The organism is uncultured Martelella sp. (assembly GCF_963677965.2).
Taxonomy (GTDB): Bacteria; Pseudomonadota; Alphaproteobacteria; order Rhizobiales; family Rhizobiaceae; genus Martelella; species Martelella mangrovi.
Window position 1 is genome coordinate 283,772 of the sequence record NZ_CAXXFM010000001.1, and the last position, 20,126, is coordinate 303,897.

Consider the following 20,126-nt stretch of genomic DNA (forward strand, 5'->3'; position numbering starts at 1 on the left):
GTTACCGTCGAAGGTTAAGATTGATCGGCAGGCGGAAAGTATGGCTCGCACCGGCATAGCTTGACGGGAACGCCCCGAACGGCCCCGCCGAACGGGCGCGTTGCAATACGATCGAATCGACACTGCCATTGCCTGAAGAACGCGCCATCGACACCGATGCAATATGGCCCGAGCGGTTCAGCGTGACATGAACGACCACGGTCGCGCGCAGCGGCCCTAAGCCGCGATAATGGCGATCGGACGCCACGGCCCGGCGCAGGCGCGCACCGACCTTGCCGGCGTAGTTCGCCATTGCAGCCGCCCCGTCGCCGGAAGAGCCGCGACGCGCTTCGGCGGCCTGCGAGCTGCCGGTTTCCGAATTGCCGCTGACAGAACCCCGACGGGCATCCTGCGCCGATTGACCACCTGATCCCGCACTCTGACGCTGTGCGGTCTGCCGCTGTCGGGTCTGCTGGCGCTGGCGCTCTGCCTGCGCCTGGCGTGTGGCAACCTGATCCTCCGGCAGCGGCTCATTTTCCCATGGTGAACGCTGGGGAACGGGCGGCGCGATATCATAGGCCAGCTCAGGGTCGTCTTCCTGCGCCTTGATGGTCTCCGTCGGCGTTGCCTCGGCCACAAGCGGTGTGGTTTCCGCATCCGGTGGCGTTGCCTCGACGGTCTCCGGGGGCGCTACCGTTTCGGGAACGGTTGGTCTCGCCGGAGCCACGGCGTCGGGCGCGGCCGCATCGGTCGGCGCGACGGCCAGCACATCCGGCTCGGGACTGGAAAGGGCGGCGACTGGCGCAGGTTCAGGCGATTCGGCGGGAACGGCCTCCGCGACCTCGGCCGGCGGAGCAACGGCTTCCTCGGGCACAGGCGTCGGTGCCGACAATGTCTCGACGGGCGGGGTCTGTTCCACCGGCGTTTCGGATGGCGGCGGTGGTTCGGCGGCCTCGGGCGCCAGGGTTTCCGCCTCGGGCGCCACCGCCTGCTCGACGGGGACGGGCTCGGCTTCGACTTCCGTCGGCTGAACCTCTTCGCTGCCACTTGCCGCGGCATCGACATCGCCATTGCCCAGCATCACCACATTGACGACGGTGCTGCCCTCTTCTTCCGGCGCGTCGGGAAGAACCTCGGCCACATGCATTGCCATTGCAAAGGCGGTGACATGGACGAGCAGCGAAGCCAGAGCCGACAGCGGCAGGCGCGTACCGGCAGATGGTTTTTCACCAGCACCGCTGATGCGCGGCAGCGTCACGCTGCCCAGATCGACTTCTTCTTCCGGCAGCTCCGGCCCGTCATCCGCGGACGAAGCGCCGGCATCATCCTTTTTGGCACCGGCGGCAGCCATCAGTTCGCTCACCACGGTATCGAGATCGGCAGGTTTCCGGCTGTCCAGCTCAACCTCCGGCGCACGCCCGGCGGCCGGAGAGGAAGAAACAGGTTCCACCGGTTCGGCGTCACGGATGCCGCCCGGCAACCCCATCGCAAACATTGCCCTGTCATCCATCATCGGCAGAAACCAGCTTTGCTACAGCATGTCTTATTGGTCTTGGCGCGAACTGCGCGGTTTCTTGTCGCGCCGCTCAGCCGTCGAAAGGAATACCGGCCTTCGAATCGGTCTCAAGCTCGGCCATGCAATCCACACCGGCGGCATCGCAGACCTTGATGTCGTTCAGCAGCAGACCGCCCAACGCATCGCAATCCTCGCCCGGCAGCTCGAACTGGCGCACCCGCATCTTGCCGGCCGGCAGCGTCAGGAAGTCGAGCATGGTCAACCGGTCAACCACGCCGTCAACATCAAACAGCGCCACTTCGGCCTGCAGGCTTTCAACCGTTTCCGACAGATTGTTTTCCACCAGGAATGTCAGCTTGCAACCGTTTGCCGTGGTGTCGAGCGCGTTCAGCGAGATCGACAGACCCGCAGTCTCGGGTGCTGCCGGCGCATTCGCTTCATCGGCTGCTGCCGGCACATCCGTATCATCGGCTGCAGTCTCCTGCGCCAGAATCGGTTGGGACATGACAAAAAGCGCGGCAACGGCGCATGGAAGAATTTTCATTGCTCAAATCTCCGGCGGGTTCGGATCGAAATTGGCTGGTTGCACAAGGCTTATCCGGGTGACGTGTTTTCCTACCGCTCGCTTTGGAAAACGTCTATTGCGTGGATAGCCAAAGATGACTTATAGAGTCAACTTATAAAAAACCGGATTCCCAAGTTCAAGTTTTAAACACGCACAGATATAACAACCAGGATGAACGATGAAAAGACGGCCGGAAAGGCCGACCCCCAGCCAGGCGGAAACGGCGCGCCGGTGCATGAAAGCGAATCGCTCTTCAAGGGTGGCAATGAAATCATCATTCGCCACAACGGAGCCGATTATCGCATGAAAATCACCCGCCAAGGCAAACTCATTTTGAACAAGTAGACGAGACAAGACCGATGAGCACGACCAAGACACCCGAGGAAATCCGCGCCTTCCGCCGTGACAATCCCAAAATGCGCGAGCGCGACATCGCCGCAACGCTCGGCATTTCCGAAGCCGCCCTCGTTGCCGCCGAGACCGGCCTGACGGCAACGCGGATTTCGCCCGCCCCCGATGATCTTCTGGCCCATGCCGAAGGTTTCGGCGAAATCATGGCGCTGTCGCGCAATGAAAGCGCGGTGCACGAGAAGATCGGCGTTTTCGAAAACATCAAGAGCGGCAAGAAATCCGCAATCGTGCTTGGTGAAAACATCGACCTCAGGATATTTCCGAGCCGCTGGACCCATGCTTTCGCCGTCACCAAGACGGATGCCGACGGCAATGAAAAGCTGAGCCTGCAATATTTCGATGCAAGCGGCACGGCCGTTTTCAAGGTGCACTGGCGCCCGAAATCGAATGTCGAGGCCTATCATCGCTTCGTCGAGGCATTCAAACTGGACGACACCAGCCAGACCATCGAAACACGCGAAATCACCGCCCATGACGCCGACCATGCCCGCGACCCGCAGGCCGTCGATGTCGAGCTTCTGCGCGACCGCTGGACGGCGCTGACCGACACCCACCAGTTCTTCGGCATGCTGAACGACCTCAAGGTCCATCGCCAGACGGCGATCTCGACGGTCGGCGATGATTATGCCTTCCGCCTGGCCGACGATGCAGCAGCCACCCTGCTCCACAAGGCCTCTGAAAATGCCGAACTGCCGATCATGGTATTCGTCAACAATAACGGCATCGTTCAGATCCACTCCGGACCGGTGAAAAAGATCGTCGAGATGGGACCGTGGATCAATGTCATGGATCCGACCTTTCATCTTCACCTGCGCCGCGACCAGATCGCCGAGACCTGGCTGGTGCGCAAGCCCACCAGCGACGGCCACGTGACGTCGGTCGAGGCCTTCAATGCAGCCGGGGAGATGATCATCCAGTTCTTCGGCAAGCGCCTGGAAGGCTATGCCGAACGTCCGGTCTGGCGCGAACTGGCCGAGAGCCTGCCGCGCCACAGCGAAACCGCCGCCGCCTAGGAGTAAACATGACGGTTCTCTCATCTGCGCTGAAGAAAGCGCCTCTCATTGCAGGCATGCTGCTTGCCGGTATTACCGCGGCCAAGGCTGCCGAACCGCTCAAGGACCCATCCCGCCTCGTGACCATCGGTGGCTCCGTCACCGAAATCGTCTACGCGCTGGGTGCCGGCGACAGCGTGATCGGCCGCGACACGACCAGCCTCTATCCGCCGGAAGCACTCGCCCTGCCCGATATCGGCTATATGCGCCAGCTCTCGCCGGAAGGCATTCTTTCCGTCGATCCCTCGGCAATCATCAGCATCGATGGCGCCGGTCCGCCGGAAACCCTCGACGTGATGAAAAACGCCGATGTCGATATGGCGATCGTGCCGGAAGATTACAGCCGCGACGGCATTCTCGAGAAGGTCTCGACGATTGGCACGCTTCTCGGCCGTGAGGATAAAGCAAAGCAGCTTGCCGATGACATTGCGGCCCAACTCGATCCGATTCTGGCAGAAAACGCCGCCCGTGCGCCCGAAGACAGAAAGAGCGCGATCTTCATTCTCAGCCTGCGCGGCGGCAAGGTCATGGGGTCCGGCACCGGCACGGCCGCAAACGGCGTGATCGAAGCAGCCGGTCTTGAAAATGCCCTCGCCGATTTCGCGGGCTACAAGGCACTTTCGGATGAAGCCGTGATCGAGGCGGCGCCCGATGTTATCCTGCTGATGGACGGTGCTGCCGGCAATCACGTTCCCAGCGACGAGGACGTTGCCGCCCAGCCGGCGCTTGCGCTGACACCTGCGGGCGAAGCCATGGAAATCCATCGGATCGACCCTGTGGGCATGATGAATTTCGGTCCCCGATTCGGTGAGAACCTGGCGGCGCTGACGACCGAAATCTACGGAGAATGATGCAGGCATGGCGGTGATTGATACACTGTCTTCAGCCGGACGGCGGCTGAACTGGCGTGAACACGGCGACCGCTCCACGGTCGCCGTGTTCACCATTCTGGTGCTTGCCGTCGTTTCGGTTCTGGCGGTTCTGATATCCGTGGCCAACGGCGCTTCGGATGCCTCCGTCTTCGATGTGGCGCGCGCGCTTGTTACCGGCGATGCCGGTGGCGCACTGGCGGCACGCGACCGGATCATCATCTTCGATATCCGCCTGCCACGCGCCATCATGGGTTTTCTGGTGGGCGCATCGCTTGCCGTTTGCGGGGCGGCCATGCAGGGCCTGTTCCGCAATCCGCTGGCCGATCCCGGCCTTGTCGGCGTTTCCGCCGGTGCAAGTCTCGGCGCTGTGGTGATGATCGTGCTCGGTGGTTCGGTTGCCGCGCCGCTCACAAATCTGATGGGGGTCTACGCGCTGCCCGTGGCCGCCTTTGTCGGGGCGCTGGCCACAACGCTGACGCTCTACCGCATATCAACTCGCCACGGGCAAACCTCGGTCGCCACCATGCTGCTTGCCGGCATCGCGCTGGCAGCCCTTGCAGGCGCCGCCACGGGTTTTCTCGTCTATCTTGCCAATGACCAGCAATTGCGCGACCTGACCTTCTGGTCGATGGGGTCACTTGCCGGCGCCACATGGACGAAGGTCTGGGCGATTGTCCCGATCATGGCGGCCGCCTTCGCCGTCCTGCCTTTCATGGCGCGCGGGCTGAATGCCATCACGCTTGGCGAGGCGACGGCCTATCATATCGGCATTCCGGTTCAGCGGCTGAAGAACATCACCATTGTCGCCGTCGCCGCAGCCACCGGTGCGGGCGTTGCCGTTTCCGGCGGCATCGGCTTTGTCGGCATTGTCGTGCCGCATCTCCTGCGCCTCGTCATCGGCCCGGATCATCGCTACCTGCTGCCGTCCTCGGCCCTTCTCGGCGGCGCGCTGCTGGTACTGGCCGATCTTTTCGCCCGGACGGTCGTGGCGCCTGCCGAACTGCCGATCGGCATCATCACCGCAACTGCCGGCGGCCCGTTCTTCCTGTGGATCCTGCTGAAGAACCGCTCGCGGCTCAATCTGTGACACCATGACCATAATCTCGACCAACCGGATAACCGTGGCGCTTTCGGGTCGCCCGGTTCTGAAAGATGTTTCGCTTGAGGCTGAGGCCGGCGAACTGACAGCCATCTGCGGGCCGAACGGCTCCGGCAAGACGACAACGCTGAAGGCGATTGCAGGCGATCTGAAGCCCGACACCGGCAATGTCACCATCAATGGCAAGGACATTGCCGGACTGGCGCCCTGGCAACTTGCCCAGCTGCGCGGCGTGCTGCCGCAGGCCTCGAACCTCGCCTTTCCCTTCACGGTCACCGAAGTGCTGCGCATGGGCCTTTCAGGCCGCGCCCACCGGGATGGAGAGGCCGACCGGCGGACCATGGCAAAAGCGCTCAAGGCCGTCGATTTGGATGGCTTCGAAGGCCGTTTCTATCAGGAACTTTCCGGCGGCGAGCAGCAGCGCGTCCAACTGGCGCGGGTGCTGTGCCAGATCGAGGCGCCGCTTGCCCATGGATCACCACGCTGGCTGCTTCTGGATGAACCCGTGGCAAGTCTCGACATTCTCCACCAGCTTGCGATCATGCGACTGGCGCAGACGTTCTGCCGCAACGGAGGTGGCGTTGTCGCAGTGATGCACGACCTCAACCTGACAGCGCTTTTCGCCGACCGGATCGTGCTGATGAAAGATGGCGAGGTTGCCGCTGCGGGAACGCCGAAACAGGTTCTGACCAACGACAATCTCTTTACCGTTTTCGGCGCGCGGCTTTCGGTCAATCAGACACCCGCCGACGACACGACCTTCGTCCTGCCGCACAGCGCGCTTTGATTTCGGACTAGGGCCGGTAGCGGAAGAAGTGCATGCGCGTGTCGCCGAATTCCCGGTCTTCCATCAGCGCAAAACCGTCCGGAAGCTGTGGGGCGACATCCGCGGCTTCCTCCAGAATGACAAGCGCCTCCGGTTTCAGCCAGCCGCCCTCGCCGGCTGCGGCAATCGCCTTTTCGCCAAGCCCCTTGCCATAAGGCGGATCGGCAAACAGCAGATCATACGGCTCAAGCCGCCCGGCACTGCCAAGCCTGGTCGCATCGCGACGCATGATACGGGTGCGCCCGGCAAGGCCCAGTGCCTCGATATTGGCCCAGAGCAGGCCGCGCCCCTCAATGCTGTTTTCAACGAAAAGTGCGGCACGCGCACCCCGCGACAGGGCCTCGAGACCGACCGCGCCGGTGCCCGCAAAAAGCTCCAGCAGACGCGCCCCCTCGACCGCATCACGGTAGCCATGGGCGAGAATGTTGAACAGGCTCTCGCGGGTCCGGTCTGTCGTCGGTCTTATGGCAGAGGTTTTGGGGGCGGAAAGCGCGCGTCCGCGAAATTCACCGCCGACGATCCGCATTGCCCCTCGGCCCCTTTCTGCCTGCACCGCCGCGCGGCCTGTCGCCGCCGGACTTGCCGCCGGAAGGGCGATCCCCTGCGGGCCGGCCTTCAGAGCGCGAACGGTTGGCGCCGTCCGGCCGCTTCGGCCCGGAAAAACGCTTGCCCCCGCGCGCATCGGCACCAGCATCGCCACGCGGCTTGCCAGCGCCTCTGGCGGATGCAGCACCGGGCTTGTCGCCAAAGGACTTGCCCTTGCCGCCGCCCGAGCCCCTTGCCAGGCCTTTGCCGCCTGCCGGCCGCGGCTTGCGCGGCGCATCGCCATCCGTCTTGCGCCGTGCATCACGACGCGCATCGCGCCGTTCATCCTCGCGCGCCTTGTCCTCTGCCTTCTTCTTGGCCTTGGGGCCAAGCGGGCGTGCACCCGGCGCCATCCAGACATTGGCAGCCCGGCTTCGGGTTACGATATCCTTGAACGGCTTTTCGTCATCCCCCTTGCGCTTGGTATCGAGACGGTCGCGACCGCGTTCGGCGCGCTCCCCCCGGTCCAGCTTTTCCTTGCGCGGGGCACGTTTCGGCGTTTCCGACTGTTGTTCGGGCTTTGCAACCGCCGCCTCGCCGTCGTGATAAAGCGGCGCGTCGAAATTGGCACCGGCTTCCTCGATCAGGCGGGGGCCAAGCTGGTCGCGCAGCGTGCGGCCGCGCACTTCCAGCGCCTGCCCCTCTGGCAGCTCCCCGAGCTGGAACGGCCCGTAGGAAATGCGGATCAGACGCGAAACCTCAAGACCGAGCGCGCCGAGCACGTTCTTGATCTCCCGGTTCTTGCCTTCGCGAAGGCCCATGGTGATCCACACATTGGAGCCCTGCTCGCGGTCGAGCGTCGCATCGATGGCGCCGTACAACACACCGTCGACGGCAATGCCGTCTTTCAGCTTGTCGAGATCGTCCTGCTTGATATTGCCATGGGCGCGCACCCGGTAGCGGCGCAGCCAGCCGGTTGCCGGAAGCTCCAGCACGCGCGCAAGCCCGCCATCATTAGTCAAAAGCAGCAGGCCTTCGGTATTGATGTCGAGCCGGCCGATCGAGATCACACGCGGCAGATCCTTCGGCAGGTTTTCAAACACCGTCGGCCGGCCTTCCGGATCGGAATTGGTGGTCACCAGACCGGCGGGCTTGTGGTAGATCCACAACCGTGTGCGCTCGATCCCGCGAATTTCCGCGCCATCGACCTCGATACGGTCGGCAAGCGTGACGTTCAGCGCCGGCGTGTCGAGCGTCTTGCCGTTGACCTTCACGCGTCCATCAAGGATCATCCGTTCCACATCGCGCCTGGAGGCGACGCCGGCACGCGCCAGCAGCTTGGCAATCCGCTCGGGCGTCTGCCCTTCCGCCTCGACCTTCGGTGCGTTCTGGGCCGGTGCGGGCTTGCGGTCAGGCCTGGCTTTCGGCTTTCCGCCACGCTTGGGGAATTTGTCTTTCTGGTTCATTTCGCTTCGCCTGTTGATCCCTGTCCGCCGGAACGCTTCATTTTAGGATTGAAACGCTCTAACAGGACAGGGCGAATTGGTTAAGAGGAAACTTGTCAAAATGGCTGAGCGCCGCGATTTCATGGCACTGGCACTGGAAGAAGCCGAAAAGGCGGGCGCGCGCGGCGAGGTGCCGATCGGCGCTGTCATCACCCATGAAGGATCGGTCATCGCCTCGGCGGGAAACCGCACCCGCGAACTGAACGACCCGACGGCCCATGCCGAAGTGCTGGCGATCCGCGCGGCCTGCGAAAAGAACGGCTCCGAACGCCTGAACGGTGCCCATCTCTACGTCACGCTCGAACCCTGCGCCATGTGTGCGGCGGCAATCTCCTTCGCCCGCATCGAACGGCTCTATTACGGTGCGGCCGATCCGAAGGGCGGCGGGGTCGATCATGGCGGACGCTTTTTCGACCAGGACACCTGCCACCACCGTCCCGATGTCTATTCCGGTTTTTCCGAAATCCGCGCGGCCGCCCTTCTCAGGGACTTCTTCAACGAACGCCGGTAAAACCTCAACGCCCGGCAAAGGCAGACAGCGTCTCGTCTTCCAGCCGGTAGCGAATCCATTCGCTCTGCGGCTTTCCGCCGACGGCGTCATAGACGCGGATCGCACCGACATTCCAGTCCAGCACGCTCCATTCCATCCGCCCGCAATTCCTCGAAACCGCAACATCGGCAACCGCGCGCATCAGCGCCTTGCCAAGCCCCGCGCCGCGAAACTCCGGCGAGACATAGAGGTCTTCCAGATAGATGCCGTTGCGGCCCTGCCAGGTTGAGAAGGTGAAGTAATAGACGGCAAAGCCTGCCGGCTTGCCATCGATTTCGGCAATCAGCCCTTCGGTGACGGAGCCATCGCCGAAGATCGCCTCGGCGAGGCCCTCTTCGGTGGTTTCAACCTTGTCCAGCGCCTTTTCGAATTCGGCAAGCTCGCAGACAAAACGATAGATGGTGGCGGCGTCGGCACGCACCGCCGGACGGATCGAATACGTCATGATACCCCCGGTATGAAACGCGCTTACTGACCGGCGTTCTTGGACGATTCGAGGAAGTCTTCCGTCTTGCCGCTCTTGCAGTTCAGGAACAGGAAGCAGCGATCGGGGTTCTTGCCCTCGGCCAGTTTCTGGCGGCGACGCTCCTTGGCGCGCTCCGGCTGACCGAGATCGTTCAACGCTTCCGGACTGGACGGCTGACGATACTGTTCCGGCGGATCGATCAGGTAACGGCTTTGCGTGATGTCGATCGTGTTGGCTTCGGCACGCGCCTTGCGGAAGGCTTCAAGCTGTTCCTTCTCGGTCATGTTGTCGCGGTTTTTGCCCACCAGAAGCGGCGATTCGTAGAACGGATTGTCCTTGTTGTCCTCGGCTTCCTGGTAGACCCGTTCGCGCTGTTCTTCCGGCGATTCGATCCAGTTGGGATTATCAGCCGAAGCCACCGATTTCTGCGGCGGTATCAAGGTCCGGCCCGCCACGCTTTTACCGGGCTTCACCAGTTCAGGCCGTGCCTCATAGGTGATGTCGGGATCATCGGGATTGATCACCAGAACAGCCTCGCCAAGGTCCTCGACGAGCTGGGTGGTGGCGGATTTGCCGGTGCCATAGGTCGGGCCGCTGACACAGGATGCGAGCGCGGACACGCCCAAAAGAGCGATTGCAATTTTCATCGAACGGGTAACAAAAGTCATGCGCTCTATAACCACTCCTCGGCGTCGCTGGCGCCACTCACACTACGCCATCTGCCATATTTCGGCGATAAATCCGGCGAAAACGCGACATTCCTACCGTAGAACTGTCCTTTTCGCAATTATTCTCAGGGAGAATAACGGGCTTGGGGCAGCCGGGCAATGATGCGCCCGGCTGCCATTATCGATCAGGCCCCGGCTGCAAGCTCCCTGAGGGCTGCAGCATCGCGCGCGGAGACATCCGGATAATCGGGATCAGAGCCGACATCATCGGTGATTTTCCACGAGCGGGCACATTTGGTGCCGCTTGCCAGTTCGGGCACGACGGCAACGCCGGCAACTTCAGGCAGGCGGAAGGCATCCTCCGGGCCGTCGCCTTCCTTCACCGTGATGGCCGAGGTGATGCAGATTTCCTCGAAATCACGGCCTCCCAACGCTTCGAGCAGTGCCTTGTCGCCGACATAGACCACGGGTGCGGCCTCCAGCGAGGAGCCGATGCGCTTTTCGCGGCGCTCGATTTCCAGCGCGCCGGTGACGACCTTGCGGACTTCGCGGATCTTGGCCCAGCGGGCGGCAAGCGCCTCGTCCTTCCAGTCTGCCGAGACATCCGGGAACTGTGCCAGATGGACGGAAACCGCCTCCGGATTGCGCGAAAGCCAGGCTTCTTCCATGGTAAAGGGCAGCATCGGCGCAAGCCATGTCACCAGGCAATCGAACAGCTTGCGGATGACAACCAACGCCGAACGACGGCGCAGGCTCGACGGCGCATCGCAGTAAAGCGCATCCTTGCGGACATCGAAATAGAAGGCCGACAGTTCGATATTGGCGAAATCCGTCAGCGCGCGGGCGATCTTCTTGAAATCGAAGTCGTCATAGCCCTTACGGACCAGCGCATCCAGTTCGGCCAGGCGATGCAGCATCAGCCGTTCGAGTTCCGGCATGTCGGCGGCAGCGATATCCTCGCCCTCGTCATGGGCCAGCGTGCCGAGCATCCAGCGCAGCGAGTTCCTGAGCTTGCGATAGGTATCGACATTCGTCTTGATAACCGTGTCGCCCAGACGCTGATCTTCCCAGTAATCGGTGGTCATCACCCACAGACGCAGGATATCGGCGCCGGATTTTGCCATCACGTCCTGCGGGAAGACCTGGTTGCCCAGCGATTTCGACTGTTTGCGGCCCTTTTCGTCCATGGTGAAGCCATGGGTCACGACGGCGTTGTAGGGCGCGCGACCGCGCGTGACGCAGCCTTCCAGCAGCGAGGAATGGAACCAGCCGCGATGCTGGTCGGAGCCTTCGAGATAGACATCGGCCGGCCATTTCAGGTCCGGACGGTCTTCCAGAACGAAGGTGTGCGTCGAACCTGAGTCGAACCAGACATCGAGAATGTCGGTGACCTGTTCCCAGTCTTCCGATGCACGCTCGCCAAGGAAACGCTCGCGCGCGCCTTCGGCAAACCAGGCGTCGGCCCCTTCCGCCTCGAAGGCTTCGAGAATGCGGGCATTGACGGCCTCATCGACGAGCACTTCGCCCTTCGCATCGCAGAAGATGCTGATCGGCACGCCCCATGCGCGCTGACGCGAAAGCACCCAGTCGGGCCGGGTCTCGATCATGCCGCGCAGGCGGTTCTTGCCGGCAGCGGGCACGAAACGGGTATCATCGATGGCCGACAGCGCGCGCGAGCGCAGCGTCGACGCATCGCCGAGGTCGCGGTCCATATAGACGAACCACTGCGGCGTGTTGCGGAAGATCACCGGCTTTTTCGAGCGCCATGAATGCGGATAATCATGCTTGATGCGGCCACGGGCAAACAGGCGGTCAGCGGCGATCAGCGCCTTGATGACACGCTCATTGGCATCGCCCTTCTTGCCGTTGTCATCCATGACGCGCGCGCCCTCGAAGCCCGGTGCCTCGTCGGTGTAAAAACCGTCATCGCCGACGGTGAACGGGATTTTCGGCGAGATGCCGCGCGCTTCGAAGTCCCGCGCCTGCTCCATCCATGCGTCAAAGTCCTCGCGACCATGACCGGGCGCGGTGTGGACGAAACCGGTACCGGCATCATCGGTGACGTGATCGCCATCGAGCAGCGGGACCTTGAAGTCGTAGCCAAGGTCGACGAGGGGATGGGCACAGGTGACGCCGGAAAGTTCGGTCGCATCAAGATCACGCACAAGCTTCATCGTCAGCTTGGCCTTGGCGGCGCATTCCTCGGCAAGGTTCTTTGCGAACATGACGCGCTCGCCCGGCTGCGGACCGAAATCATTGGCTGCTTCGGTGATCTCGTAGAGCCCGTAGGCAAAACGCGACGAAAACGACACGGCGCGGTTGCCGGGGATGGTCCAGGGCGTGGTCGTCCAGATGATGACGAAGGTTCCAAGAAGATCATCGGGGCCTTCGACAACCGGGAACTTCACCCAGATCGTGTCCGACTGAACCTCGTGATATTCGACTTCCGCCTCAGCCAGCGCCGTGCGTTCAACCACCGACCACATCACCGGCTTGGAACCGCGATAAAGCTGGCCGGCCTTGGCGATCTTCAGCAGTTCGCCGGCGATACGCGCTTCGGCGTGGAAGGCCATGGTCGTGTATGGCTTTTCGAAATCGCCCTCGATGCCGAGACGTTTGAATTCGCCCGTCTGCACGTCGATCCAGTGCTGCGCGAACTCGCGGCATTCGCGACGAAATTCGTTGATCGGCACCTCGTCCTTGTTCTGGCCCTTGGCGCGGTAGGCTTCCTCGATCTTCCACTCGATCGGCAGGCCGTGGCAATCCCAGCCGGGAACGTAGTTGGAATCGAAGCCGCGCATCTGGAACGAACGGGTGATGACGTCCTTCAGGATCTTGTTCAGCGCGTGGCCGATATGGATATTGCCGTTGGCATAGGGCGGGCCGTCATGCAGCACGAATTTCTCGCGGCCGGCAGCATCCTCGCGCAGCTTCTTGTAGAGCCCCATTTCCTCCCAGCGGGCCACGATTTCGGGTTCCTTCTTGGGAAGGCCCGCACGCATGGGGAAATCGGTTTTCGGCAGATAAAGGGTTTCGGAATAGTCGACGGTGTCGTTTTTGTCGGTCATCTCTTGTGCATTCCTGCTGGGCAGCGCCACCATAAAGGCAGCGCGCAACTGTTCAGGTAAAACTGGTAAAATGCATCCTTCTCGGACGCCAAAATCCCGGACCCTCGGGCATGCTCAACACGAGCGCCTCAAAGGGCCGGGCTCATAATTCGGAAAATGACGACCAGAACTTTTTTCAGCATAGCGGCGGTTGTTTAAGCGGTTTTGCCGCAAATGGAAAGAGGGCGGGCGCCAAGAATCTGCCCGCGCCCTCACATGTTTTACGGCTTGTGCGGCAAAGGCCTGGCCGAAGACGATGGCAGCTTGAAGTTTTGCAGCAATCGGGCGATGGAAATCCCGGCCAGAAGCGCAACGACGAAGATGACCGTCGACGTGTGGCCAAGCCCCAGTGTCGGAATGGCAGCCCCCGGGCAGAAACCGGCAATCCCCCAGCCGATACCGAAGACCGCAGAGCCTGCGACCAGTTTCGCATCGATCTTCCGCGTTCCGGGAAGACGGAATTCATGATCGAAGACCGGCTTGTTGCGGGACCTGAAAATCAGGAAATAGCCGGGAACGGCAACGCAGAGCGCGCCCGCCAGAACGAAGGCAAGGCTCGGGTCGAACGTGCCGAACAGATCGAAGAAATTAAGCACCTTGGCGGGGTCGGCCATGCCCGAGATGACGATCCCGAGACCGAAGATCGCGCCGATGACGGCTGCAACCAGATAACGCATCACGATTTCCATTCACAGAAGATGGCGGATAACAAACACGGTCAGAAAGGCGAAGCTCATGAAAGAGAGCACCGCCACGGCCGAACGACGGGAGAAGCGGGCAAGCCCGCACACGCCATGCCCCGATGTGCAGCCCGAACCATAGGTCACGCCGATACCGGTGATCACGCCGCCGACAATGATCGCCGCCGTAGAAACCGGCATATCATAGGCAACCGCGCCGCCGAGAAGACGGAACAGCAAAGCGACGACAATGGCGCCGGCGATGAAGCAGGACTTCCAGGCAAGGTCGCGGTTGAACGGCGGCAACAGACCGCCGAGAATACCCGTCATTCCGGCAATCCGGCCCCATGAAAACATGAGCAGCACAGCCGACAGCCCGATTAGCAGACCGCCGGAAAACGACATCAGAGGGGTGAATTCAGTCATGGGAGGACCTCGAAACTTTCGCAATCAATGCACGACCGGTCTAAACCGGTTCGCATTGCCGGCCTGGATATAGGTCAAACAACGCACATTCAAACAGACAAATTTTCGCATTTATGAAGATATAATGAGAAAATCCGACTACTCCCGGGGCATCCGGCAGCCAAGCAGGGCAAACCCATGCCGGATTTGACTAAAACGCGATTTTCGCATCCAGCGGCGAGAATGGCTGAACCGACGACAGCAGCGCCTTGGCCTGATCGGCATCGCGGTGCATCTGGGCGACGAGGGCTTCGAGACCATCGAATTTCAGCTCGTCGCGCAACCGGCCGAACAAGGATACTGCGCCGGTTTCGCCGTAAAGATCGCCCTTGAAGTCGAAAATATAGGTCTCGAGCAGCGGGCGCCCGTCCTCGACAACGGTCGGCCGGCGGCCAAAGCTTGCGACGCCGTCATGCAGCGTGCCGCATGGCCGGCGATAGCGGACCGCGTAAATGCCGGGCCGCAGCTTGGCATGCGGGTCGAAAGCCATGTTGGCCGTCGGAAAGCCCAGCGTGCGGCCAAGCTTTTCGCCGTGAATGACTTCACCGCTCACCGTATAGCGATAGCCCAGAAGGCCGGAGGCCTCGACCACCTCGCCGCGGCTCAACAGGTCGCGGATACGGCTCGAGGAGACGACATCGGCATTTTCGTCACGAAAGGCATCCATCAGCGTGACGCCGAAATCGAAGCGTTTCCCAGCCTGCATCAGATAGGCCGGACCGCCTTCGCGGTTGCGGCCGAAGTGAAAGTCGAACCCGGTCACCACTTCGCTTGCCCCCAGCCAGTCGACGAGAACCGTGGTGACGAATTCTTCCGGCGAGCGCTGCGAAAACGTCCTGTCGAAGGGATATTCGATCACGGCGTGATAGCCCATCGCCTCCAGCAGCTTCGCCTTCATCGGCGCGGGCGTCAGGCGGAAAACCGGCGCCTGCGGATTGAACACCGTGCGCGGATGCGGCTCGAATGTCAGCACCAGCGCCGGCACGCCGCGCTCGGTTGCGATATCCCGCGCCCGCTCCAGCACGCTCTGATGTCCGCGATGGACACCGTCGAAATTGCCGATGGCGACAACGCCCCCCTTCAGTTCGGAAGGGAGGGGTTCCAGAAATTCGTTACGATGAAATACCGTCATTGCTCAGGTCCAGATGGATGTCGATGGCCGTCTCAGGCCAGATCCGGCATCCAGTATTTCGGGGTTGCGCCCTTGTCCGTCAAGAAGCGTTTCAGCAACGCTTCGTCAACGGTGCCCTCCCTGGTATAATCGGCGGCATGAATGCCCTCGGCGATATAAAGCAGGTCGAGGCCGTAATTCATGGCGCCCAGAACATCGGTCGGCATGCCGTCGCCAATGGCCAGAATGCGCGCCTTGTCGACAGCGCCCAGAAGCGTGCGGGCCGTTTCCAGCGCCGCGTCGTAAATCGGCTGATGCGGTTTTCCGGCAATCAGCGTGGTGCCGCCAAGCTCCTCATAAAGCGCGGCAAGAGCGCCGGCGCAGGGGATAAGGCGATCGCCGCGCGTGACGATCAGGTCCGGATTGGCACAGACGAGCGGCAGGCCGCGCGCGGCAAACCCGGTCAGCATGTCGCAGTAATCCTCCGGCGTTTCCGTCTCGTCGTCGAAAAGGCCCGTGCAAAGGATGCTTTCCGCCTCTTCCGCCTCAACCAGTTCAACGCCGGTTTCGCTGACAAGACCGATATCGCGCTCCGGCCCGAGGAAGAAAAGCTTGCGCGGCCCTTCACTGACGATCTTCTTGGTCACATCGCCGGATGTGACAATACCGTCATAGGCGGCATCCGTGACGCCAAGGCCGACCAGCTGTTTTGAAACCGCCGGGGAAAGGCGCGGCGAATTGGTCAGCAGAATGACGGTCTTGCCTGCGGCCCGGGCATCGGCCAGCGCTTTCTTCGCCGCATCGAAAGAGGCAACGCCATTGTGCAAAACGCCCCAGACATCGCACAGTATGACGTCATAGGCATCGTAAACGGCGCTGAGCGCGGGAATGGATCGGGCCATGAATATCCTCATTGATAAGAATGCAGTCGGGCGGGCGCGCACAAAAGGTCACAATCACGCGCCGATGGCAAGCCCCGCAACGCCCGCCGCCAGAAGCAGCGGGATGACGCCAAGGCTAAACCGGAAAACGGCAACACCGCCGGCAACGGCGATTGCCAGCGATGACAGGCTGAGGCTTTGCCACTGAGGCCACACCAGCGCGACATCGAGGAACGGATGAAAAGCAAATAATTCAATACGGCCAACGGACGGGAAAAGAACGTGAAGGGCAAACCAGAACGTCAGATTGGCAATGACGCCGACTGTCGCAGCGCCGATGCCGGCAAGCGCACCGGATAAAGCCGGTTTCTTCCGCACGCTTTCGACATAGGGAGCGCCGGCAAAGATGAAGACGAAGCTCGGCACGAAAATCGCCCACGCCGTCAAAAGCGCCCCGAGAATACCGGAAAGGATAGCACTGCCGAAAACCGGCACACCGAAGGCCGCAAGAAAGCCGACGAAAGAAAGCACCAGCACCAGCGGCCCGGGCGTCGTTTCTGCCAAAGCCAGACCGTCCAGCATTTCAGCCGGGGTCAGCCAGTGATAGGTGTTGACCGCTTCCTGCGCCACATAGGACAGAACCGCATAAGCGCCACCGAAGGAAAAGACGGCGATTTTCACAAAGAATGTGAAGATTTCGGCCAGAGTGCCGCCGCCGACAACCATGAAAATGCCCAGCGGCGCAAGCCAGACGAGCACCCAGACGATCAAGCTTGCAAGGGCGCGCCACCCGTGACCGCCATCGCGCGTTGCCACCGCATCCTCATCATCGGCGTCCGCGATTTCGGCCTGCTGCAGCAGATACCCGCCAAGAGCGGCAAACAGAATGACCAGCGGAAACGGAATGCCGAAAACGAACAGCGCCAGAAACGCCAGACATGCGAAACCGGCATAACGCGGCCCCTTCAGCGACTTTTTCGCCATGCGCCACAATGCCTGCGCGACGATGGCCAGCACGGCGGCCTTGAGACCCAGGAAAACGGATTGAAGCCAGCCGGTATCGGCAAAAAAGGCATAGGCCAGCGCCAGGGCGATGATGACGACAAGCCCCGGCACCACAAACAGAATTCCGGCGACAACGCCGCCACGGACGCCAAAGAGCAGCCAGCCGAGATAGGTGGCGAGTTGCTGGGCCTCCGGGCCGGGCAACAGCATGCAGTAGTTGAGCGCATGCAGATACCGGCTTTCGCCGATCCAGCGTTTTTCATCGACCACGATGCGGTGCATCAACGCGATCTGGCCGGCAGGGCCGCCGAACGACAGCATGCCGATGCGGAAAAACACCGTGAAAAATTCACGAAAGGAGGGGCCGGTTACATCCGCCATGCCACGTGCCACAATATCCCCGCATTACAGATAGAGGTTTCGTTGCATCTATCGCGATGATACGAAGGCTTTGTGAAAACGACATGCCGCCCTCACCGGCGCCCCCTCACCGGTACTGGCAAAAAATCTTTCGCCAATTTCTTGACACTCAGTCACCCCCTGCCTAAATGTCCGCCATTAGCACTCAACAGAGGAGAGTGCTAACACCATATCCAGGCCGCCGGCACATGCCGGCTGCGAGTGTCATTTGATCGAGGGTATAGACAATGGCAAGCATTTCTTTCCGCCCCCTGCACGACCGCGTTGTCGTACGTCGTGTTGAGTCCGAAGAAAAGACCAAGGGCGGCATCATCATTCCCGACACCGCCAAGGAAAAGCCGCAGGAAGGCGAAATCGTCGCCGTCGGTTCCGGCGCCCGTGACGACAGCGGCAAGGTTGTCGCGCTCGACGTCAAGGTCGGCGACCGCGTTCTGTTCGGCAAATGGTCGGGTACTGAAGTCAAGCTCGACGGCGAAGACCTTCTGATCATGAAGGAAGCCGATATCATGGGTGTTGTCGCCTGATCGGCGGTCATCCCTGACGCTTACCATTCCATTCAGCCGGGCTTTCGAGCCCATCAAGGTTTGAGAAACCAGGAGTTTTCAAATGGCTGCCAAAGAAGTCAAATTCGGCCGTACGGCGCGTGAAAAGATGCTCGACGGCGTCGACATTCTCGCCAACGCTGTGAAGGTCACGCTCGGCCCCAAGGGTCGTAACGTTGTTATCGAAAAGTCCTTCGGCGCTCCGCGCATCACCAAGGACGGTGTTTCGGTCGCCAAGGAAATCGAACTCGAAGACAAGTTCGAAAACATGGGCGCCCAGATGGTCCGCGAAGTTGCTTCGAAGACCAACGACACCGCCGGTGACGGCACCACCACCGCGACGGTTCTGGCCCAGGCCATCGTCAAGGAAGGTTCGAAGGCTGTTGCTGCCGGCATGAACCCGATGGACGTCAAGCGCGGTATCGACCTCGCTGTTGCCGAAGTTGCCAAGGAACTCGTTGCCAAGGCCAAGAAGATCAACACCTCTGCTGAAGTCGCTCAGGTTGGCACCATCTCCGCCAACGGCGAAAAGCAGATCGGCGAAGACATTGCCCACGCCATGCAGAAGGTCGGCAATGAGGGCGTGATCACGGTTGAAGAAGCCAAGACCGCCGAAACCGAGCTGGAAGTCGTTGAAGGCATGCAGTTCGACCGCGGCTACCTGTCGCCGTACTTCGTCACCAACTCGGAAAAGATGATTGCCGAGCTGGAAGACGCCTACATCCTGCTGCACGAAAAGAAGCTTTCCAACCTGCAGGCCATGCTGCCGGTTCTGGAATCGGTCGTTCAGTCCAACAAGCCGCTCATCATCATTGCTGAAGACGTCGAAGGCGAAGCTCTTGCGACCCTCGTCGTCAACAAGCTGCGTGGCGGCCTGAAGATTGCTGCCGTCAAGGCACCGGGCTTCGGCGATCGCCGCAAGGCCATGCTGGAAGACATCGCCATCCTGACGGGCGGCACTGTCATCTCCGAAGATCTCGGCATCAAGCTTGAGAATGTCACCCTCGACATGCTCGGCACGGCCAAGAAGGTCTCGATCACCAAGGAAAACACCACGATCGTCGACGGCGCCGGCCAGAAGGCCGACATCGAGGCACGTGTTGCCCAGATCAAGGCTCAGATCGAAGAAACCACGTCCGACTACGACCGCGAAAAGCTGCAGGAACGTCTTGCCAAGCTCGCCGGCGGTGTTGCCGTGATCCGCGTTGGCGGCTCCACGGAAGTCGAAGTGAAGGAAAAGAAGGACCGCGTCGACGACGCTCTGAACGCAACCCGCGCGGCCGTTCAGGAAGGCATCGTTCCCGGTGGTGGTCTTGCTCTCCTGCGCTGCTCGGCTGCCGTTACGGTCAAGGGTGAAAACGAAGACCAGGATGCCGGTATCGCCATCGTCCGTCGCGCTCTGCAGGCTCCGGCCCGCCAGATCGTCACGAACGCCGGTGACGAAGCTTCCATCGTTGTTGGCAAGGTTCTTGAAAACAACGACTTCAACTTCGGCTGGAACGCCCAGACCGGTGAATATGGCGACATGATCACCATGGGTATCGTTGACCCGGTCAAGGTTGTCCGCACCGCTCTGCAGGACGCAGCCTCGGTTGCTTCGCTCCTCATCACCACCGAAGCCATGGTTGCCGAACTTCCGAAGAAGGAAGCTGCCGGCGGCATGCCCGACATGGGCGGCATGGGTGGAATGGGCGGCATGGGCGGCATGGGCGGCATGATGTAATCAGGCCTGGGCCTGATTGCTTAGAGCCTCGCTCGACCATTCAAAATTTCAGAAAGGCGCTCCTTCGGGGGGCGCCTTTTTTGTTGACAAACCCTGCAAGCAAGAGCCAAGTCCTTGCACGCAAAGACTCTTTCCGGAGGCGCACAACAAGCGGCCCT

Annotated in this window: 20 protein-coding genes; 8 read left to right on the forward strand and 12 right to left on the reverse strand. The window is 61.3% G+C overall.

The features are described from left to right. Position 1: 1 nt before the first annotated feature. Entirely contained in the window at positions 2 to 1,474 is a 1,473-nt protein-coding gene (locus tag ACHZCU_RS01565) for a TonB family protein (RefSeq protein ID WP_319517366.1), read from the reverse strand. A gap of 91 nt (positions 1,475 to 1,565) precedes the next feature. Next, positions 1,566 to 2,039, reverse strand: a complete 474-nt coding sequence (locus tag ACHZCU_RS01570; protein WP_319517367.1) for a hypothetical protein — start codon at positions 2,037 to 2,039, stop codon at positions 1,566 to 1,568. A 192-nt stretch (positions 2,040 to 2,231) separates the two neighbouring features. Here ACHZCU_RS01570 and hemP point away from each other — a divergent pair, with 192 nt between their 5' ends. The 5 genes from hemP to ACHZCU_RS01595 are packed head-to-tail and all read left to right on the forward strand — an operon-like array spanning position 2,232 to position 6,281. Then, the gene (gene hemP, locus ACHZCU_RS01575; RefSeq protein WP_106310249.1) at positions 2,232 to 2,405 is read left to right on the forward strand and encodes a hemin uptake protein HemP; all 174 of its coding nucleotides are present in this window, start codon (positions 2,232 to 2,234) and stop codon (positions 2,403 to 2,405) included. A gap of 14 nt (positions 2,406 to 2,419) precedes the next feature. Continuing rightward, positions 2,420 to 3,484 (forward strand): ChuX/HutX family heme-like substrate-binding protein, encoded by a 1,065-nt coding sequence (locus ACHZCU_RS01580; protein WP_319517368.1) that lies wholly within the window; start codon positions 2,420 to 2,422, stop codon positions 3,482 to 3,484. A gap of 8 nt (positions 3,485 to 3,492) precedes the next feature. Next, positions 3,493 to 4,374, forward strand: a complete 882-nt coding sequence (locus ACHZCU_RS01585) for an ABC transporter substrate-binding protein (RefSeq protein WP_319517369.1) — start codon at positions 3,493 to 3,495, stop codon at positions 4,372 to 4,374. Positions 4,375 to 4,381: 7 nt separating this feature from the next. Beyond that, on the forward strand, positions 4,382 to 5,482 hold the full coding sequence (locus ACHZCU_RS01590) for an iron ABC transporter permease (RefSeq protein ID WP_319517370.1): 1,101 nt from the start codon (positions 4,382 to 4,384) through the stop codon (positions 5,480 to 5,482). Between the two features lie 10 nt (positions 5,483 to 5,492). Next, positions 5,493 to 6,281 carry a heme ABC transporter ATP-binding protein gene (locus tag ACHZCU_RS01595; RefSeq protein WP_319519726.1) on the forward strand — a complete coding sequence of 263 codons (789 nt, stop codon included), beginning with the start codon at positions 5,493 to 5,495 and terminating at the stop codon, positions 6,279 to 6,281. A gap of 7 nt (positions 6,282 to 6,288) precedes the next feature. Here the strand turns inward: ACHZCU_RS01595 and rsmD are convergent, their stop codons facing one another. Further along, a complete protein-coding gene (gene rsmD, locus ACHZCU_RS01600; protein ID WP_319517371.1) occupies positions 6,289 to 6,846 on the reverse strand; it encodes a 16S rRNA (guanine(966)-N(2))-methyltransferase RsmD in 558 nt (185 codons plus the stop codon). Further along, entirely contained in the window at positions 6,827 to 8,311 is a 1,485-nt protein-coding gene (locus tag ACHZCU_RS01605; RefSeq protein WP_319517372.1) for a pseudouridine synthase, read from the reverse strand. The genes rsmD and ACHZCU_RS01605 overlap by 20 nt, the downstream gene beginning before the upstream one ends. A 100-nt stretch (positions 8,312 to 8,411) precedes the next feature. Here ACHZCU_RS01605 and ACHZCU_RS01610 point away from each other — a divergent pair, with 100 nt between their 5' ends. After that, positions 8,412 to 8,861, forward strand: coding sequence for a nucleoside deaminase (locus ACHZCU_RS01610; RefSeq protein WP_319517373.1), 450 nt, complete (start codon positions 8,412 to 8,414; stop codon positions 8,859 to 8,861). Between the two features lie 4 nt (positions 8,862 to 8,865). Here ACHZCU_RS01610 and ACHZCU_RS01615 read toward each other — a convergent pair whose 3' ends face one another. The 8 genes from ACHZCU_RS01615 to chrA form a co-directional block, all read right to left on the reverse strand. Next, positions 8,866 to 9,345, reverse strand: a complete 480-nt coding sequence (locus ACHZCU_RS01615; protein ID WP_106310228.1) for a GNAT family N-acetyltransferase — start codon at positions 9,343 to 9,345, stop codon at positions 8,866 to 8,868. A 23-nt stretch (positions 9,346 to 9,368) separates the two neighbouring features. Next, on the reverse strand, positions 9,369 to 10,034 hold the full coding sequence (locus ACHZCU_RS01620) for a hypothetical protein (RefSeq protein ID WP_146132356.1): 666 nt from the start codon (positions 10,032 to 10,034) through the stop codon (positions 9,369 to 9,371). A 185-nt stretch (positions 10,035 to 10,219) separates the two neighbouring features. Beyond that, a complete protein-coding gene (ileS, locus tag ACHZCU_RS01625; RefSeq protein WP_319517374.1) occupies positions 10,220 to 13,102 on the reverse strand; it encodes an isoleucine--tRNA ligase in 2,883 nt (960 codons plus the stop codon). 260 nt (positions 13,103 to 13,362) lie between these two features. After that, positions 13,363 to 13,818 (reverse strand): YeeE/YedE family protein, encoded by a 456-nt coding sequence (locus ACHZCU_RS01630; protein WP_319517375.1) that lies wholly within the window; start codon positions 13,816 to 13,818, stop codon positions 13,363 to 13,365. 12 nt (positions 13,819 to 13,830) lie between these two features. Beyond that, positions 13,831 to 14,247: a YeeE/YedE family protein gene (locus ACHZCU_RS01635; RefSeq protein ID WP_319517376.1), complete on the reverse strand. Its 417-nt coding sequence runs from the start codon at positions 14,245 to 14,247 to the stop codon at positions 13,831 to 13,833. Between the two features lie 190 nt (positions 14,248 to 14,437). Beyond that, on the reverse strand, positions 14,438 to 15,418 hold the full coding sequence (locus tag ACHZCU_RS01640; protein ID WP_319517377.1) for a bifunctional riboflavin kinase/FAD synthetase: 981 nt from the start codon (positions 15,416 to 15,418) through the stop codon (positions 14,438 to 14,440). A 32-nt stretch (positions 15,419 to 15,450) separates the two neighbouring features. Continuing rightward, positions 15,451 to 16,299 (reverse strand): TIGR01459 family HAD-type hydrolase, encoded by an 849-nt coding sequence (locus ACHZCU_RS01645; RefSeq protein WP_319517378.1) that lies wholly within the window; start codon positions 16,297 to 16,299, stop codon positions 15,451 to 15,453. A 54-nt stretch (positions 16,300 to 16,353) separates the two neighbouring features. Then, positions 16,354 to 17,664, reverse strand: coding sequence for a chromate efflux transporter (chrA, locus tag ACHZCU_RS01650; RefSeq protein ID WP_319517379.1), 1,311 nt, complete (start codon positions 17,662 to 17,664; stop codon positions 16,354 to 16,356). A gap of 266 nt (positions 17,665 to 17,930) precedes the next feature. Here chrA and groES point away from each other — a divergent pair, with 266 nt between their 5' ends. Together groES and groL are read left to right on the forward strand one after the other, a co-directional pair. Then, positions 17,931 to 18,227, forward strand: coding sequence for a co-chaperone GroES (groES, locus tag ACHZCU_RS01655; protein ID WP_106310208.1), 297 nt, complete (start codon positions 17,931 to 17,933; stop codon positions 18,225 to 18,227). A gap of 82 nt (positions 18,228 to 18,309) precedes the next feature. Beyond that, on the forward strand, positions 18,310 to 19,968 hold the full coding sequence (groL, locus tag ACHZCU_RS01660; protein ID WP_319517380.1) for a chaperonin GroEL: 1,659 nt from the start codon (positions 18,310 to 18,312) through the stop codon (positions 19,966 to 19,968). Positions 19,969 to 20,126: the final 158 nt, after the last annotated feature.

What these genes read in the sequence shown, in the direction of transcription:
- ACHZCU_RS01640 (WP_319517377.1), bottom strand. Translation starts at nt 15,418, where the DNA reads ATGACGGTATTTCATCGTAACGAATTTCTGGAACCCCTCCCTTCCGAA.
- ACHZCU_RS01645 (WP_319517378.1), bottom strand. Translation starts at nt 16,299, where the DNA reads ATGGCCCGATCCATTCCCGCGCTCAGCGCCGTTTACGATGCCTATGAC.
- groL (WP_319517380.1), top strand. Translation starts at nt 18,310, where the DNA reads ATGGCTGCCAAAGAAGTCAAATTCGGCCGTACGGCGCGTGAAAAGATG.
- ACHZCU_RS01565 (WP_319517366.1), bottom strand. Translation starts at nt 1,474, where the DNA reads ATGTTTGCGATGGGGTTGCCGGGCGGCATCCGTGACGCCGAACCGGTG.
- ACHZCU_RS01610 (WP_319517373.1), top strand. Translation starts at nt 8,412, where the DNA reads ATGGCTGAGCGCCGCGATTTCATGGCACTGGCACTGGAAGAAGCCGAA.
- ACHZCU_RS01615 (WP_106310228.1), bottom strand. Translation starts at nt 9,345, where the DNA reads ATGACGTATTCGATCCGTCCGGCGGTGCGTGCCGACGCCGCCACCATC.
- ACHZCU_RS01605 (WP_319517372.1), bottom strand. Translation starts at nt 8,311, where the DNA reads ATGAACCAGAAAGACAAATTCCCCAAGCGTGGCGGAAAGCCGAAAGCC.
- ACHZCU_RS01570 (WP_319517367.1), bottom strand. Translation starts at nt 2,039, where the DNA reads ATGAAAATTCTTCCATGCGCCGTTGCCGCGCTTTTTGTCATGTCCCAA.
- groES (WP_106310208.1), top strand. Translation starts at nt 17,931, where the DNA reads ATGGCAAGCATTTCTTTCCGCCCCCTGCACGACCGCGTTGTCGTACGT.
- chrA (WP_319517379.1), bottom strand. Translation starts at nt 17,664, where the DNA reads ATGGCGGATGTAACCGGCCCCTCCTTTCGTGAATTTTTCACGGTGTTT.
- ACHZCU_RS01620 (WP_146132356.1), bottom strand. Translation starts at nt 10,034, where the DNA reads ATGACTTTTGTTACCCGTTCGATGAAAATTGCAATCGCTCTTTTGGGC.
- ACHZCU_RS01630 (WP_319517375.1), bottom strand. Translation starts at nt 13,818, where the DNA reads ATGCGTTATCTGGTTGCAGCCGTCATCGGCGCGATCTTCGGTCTCGGG.
- rsmD (WP_319517371.1), bottom strand. Translation starts at nt 6,846, where the DNA reads ATGCGGATCGTCGGCGGTGAATTTCGCGGACGCGCGCTTTCCGCCCCC.
- ACHZCU_RS01585 (WP_319517369.1), top strand. Translation starts at nt 3,493, where the DNA reads ATGACGGTTCTCTCATCTGCGCTGAAGAAAGCGCCTCTCATTGCAGGC.
- ACHZCU_RS01580 (WP_319517368.1), top strand. Translation starts at nt 2,420, where the DNA reads ATGAGCACGACCAAGACACCCGAGGAAATCCGCGCCTTCCGCCGTGAC.
- ACHZCU_RS01635 (WP_319517376.1), bottom strand. Translation starts at nt 14,247, where the DNA reads ATGACTGAATTCACCCCTCTGATGTCGTTTTCCGGCGGTCTGCTAATC.
- ileS (WP_319517374.1), bottom strand. Translation starts at nt 13,102, where the DNA reads ATGACCGACAAAAACGACACCGTCGACTATTCCGAAACCCTTTATCTG.
- ACHZCU_RS01590 (WP_319517370.1), top strand. Translation starts at nt 4,382, where the DNA reads ATGGCGGTGATTGATACACTGTCTTCAGCCGGACGGCGGCTGAACTGG.
- hemP (WP_106310249.1), top strand. Translation starts at nt 2,232, where the DNA reads ATGAACGATGAAAAGACGGCCGGAAAGGCCGACCCCCAGCCAGGCGGA.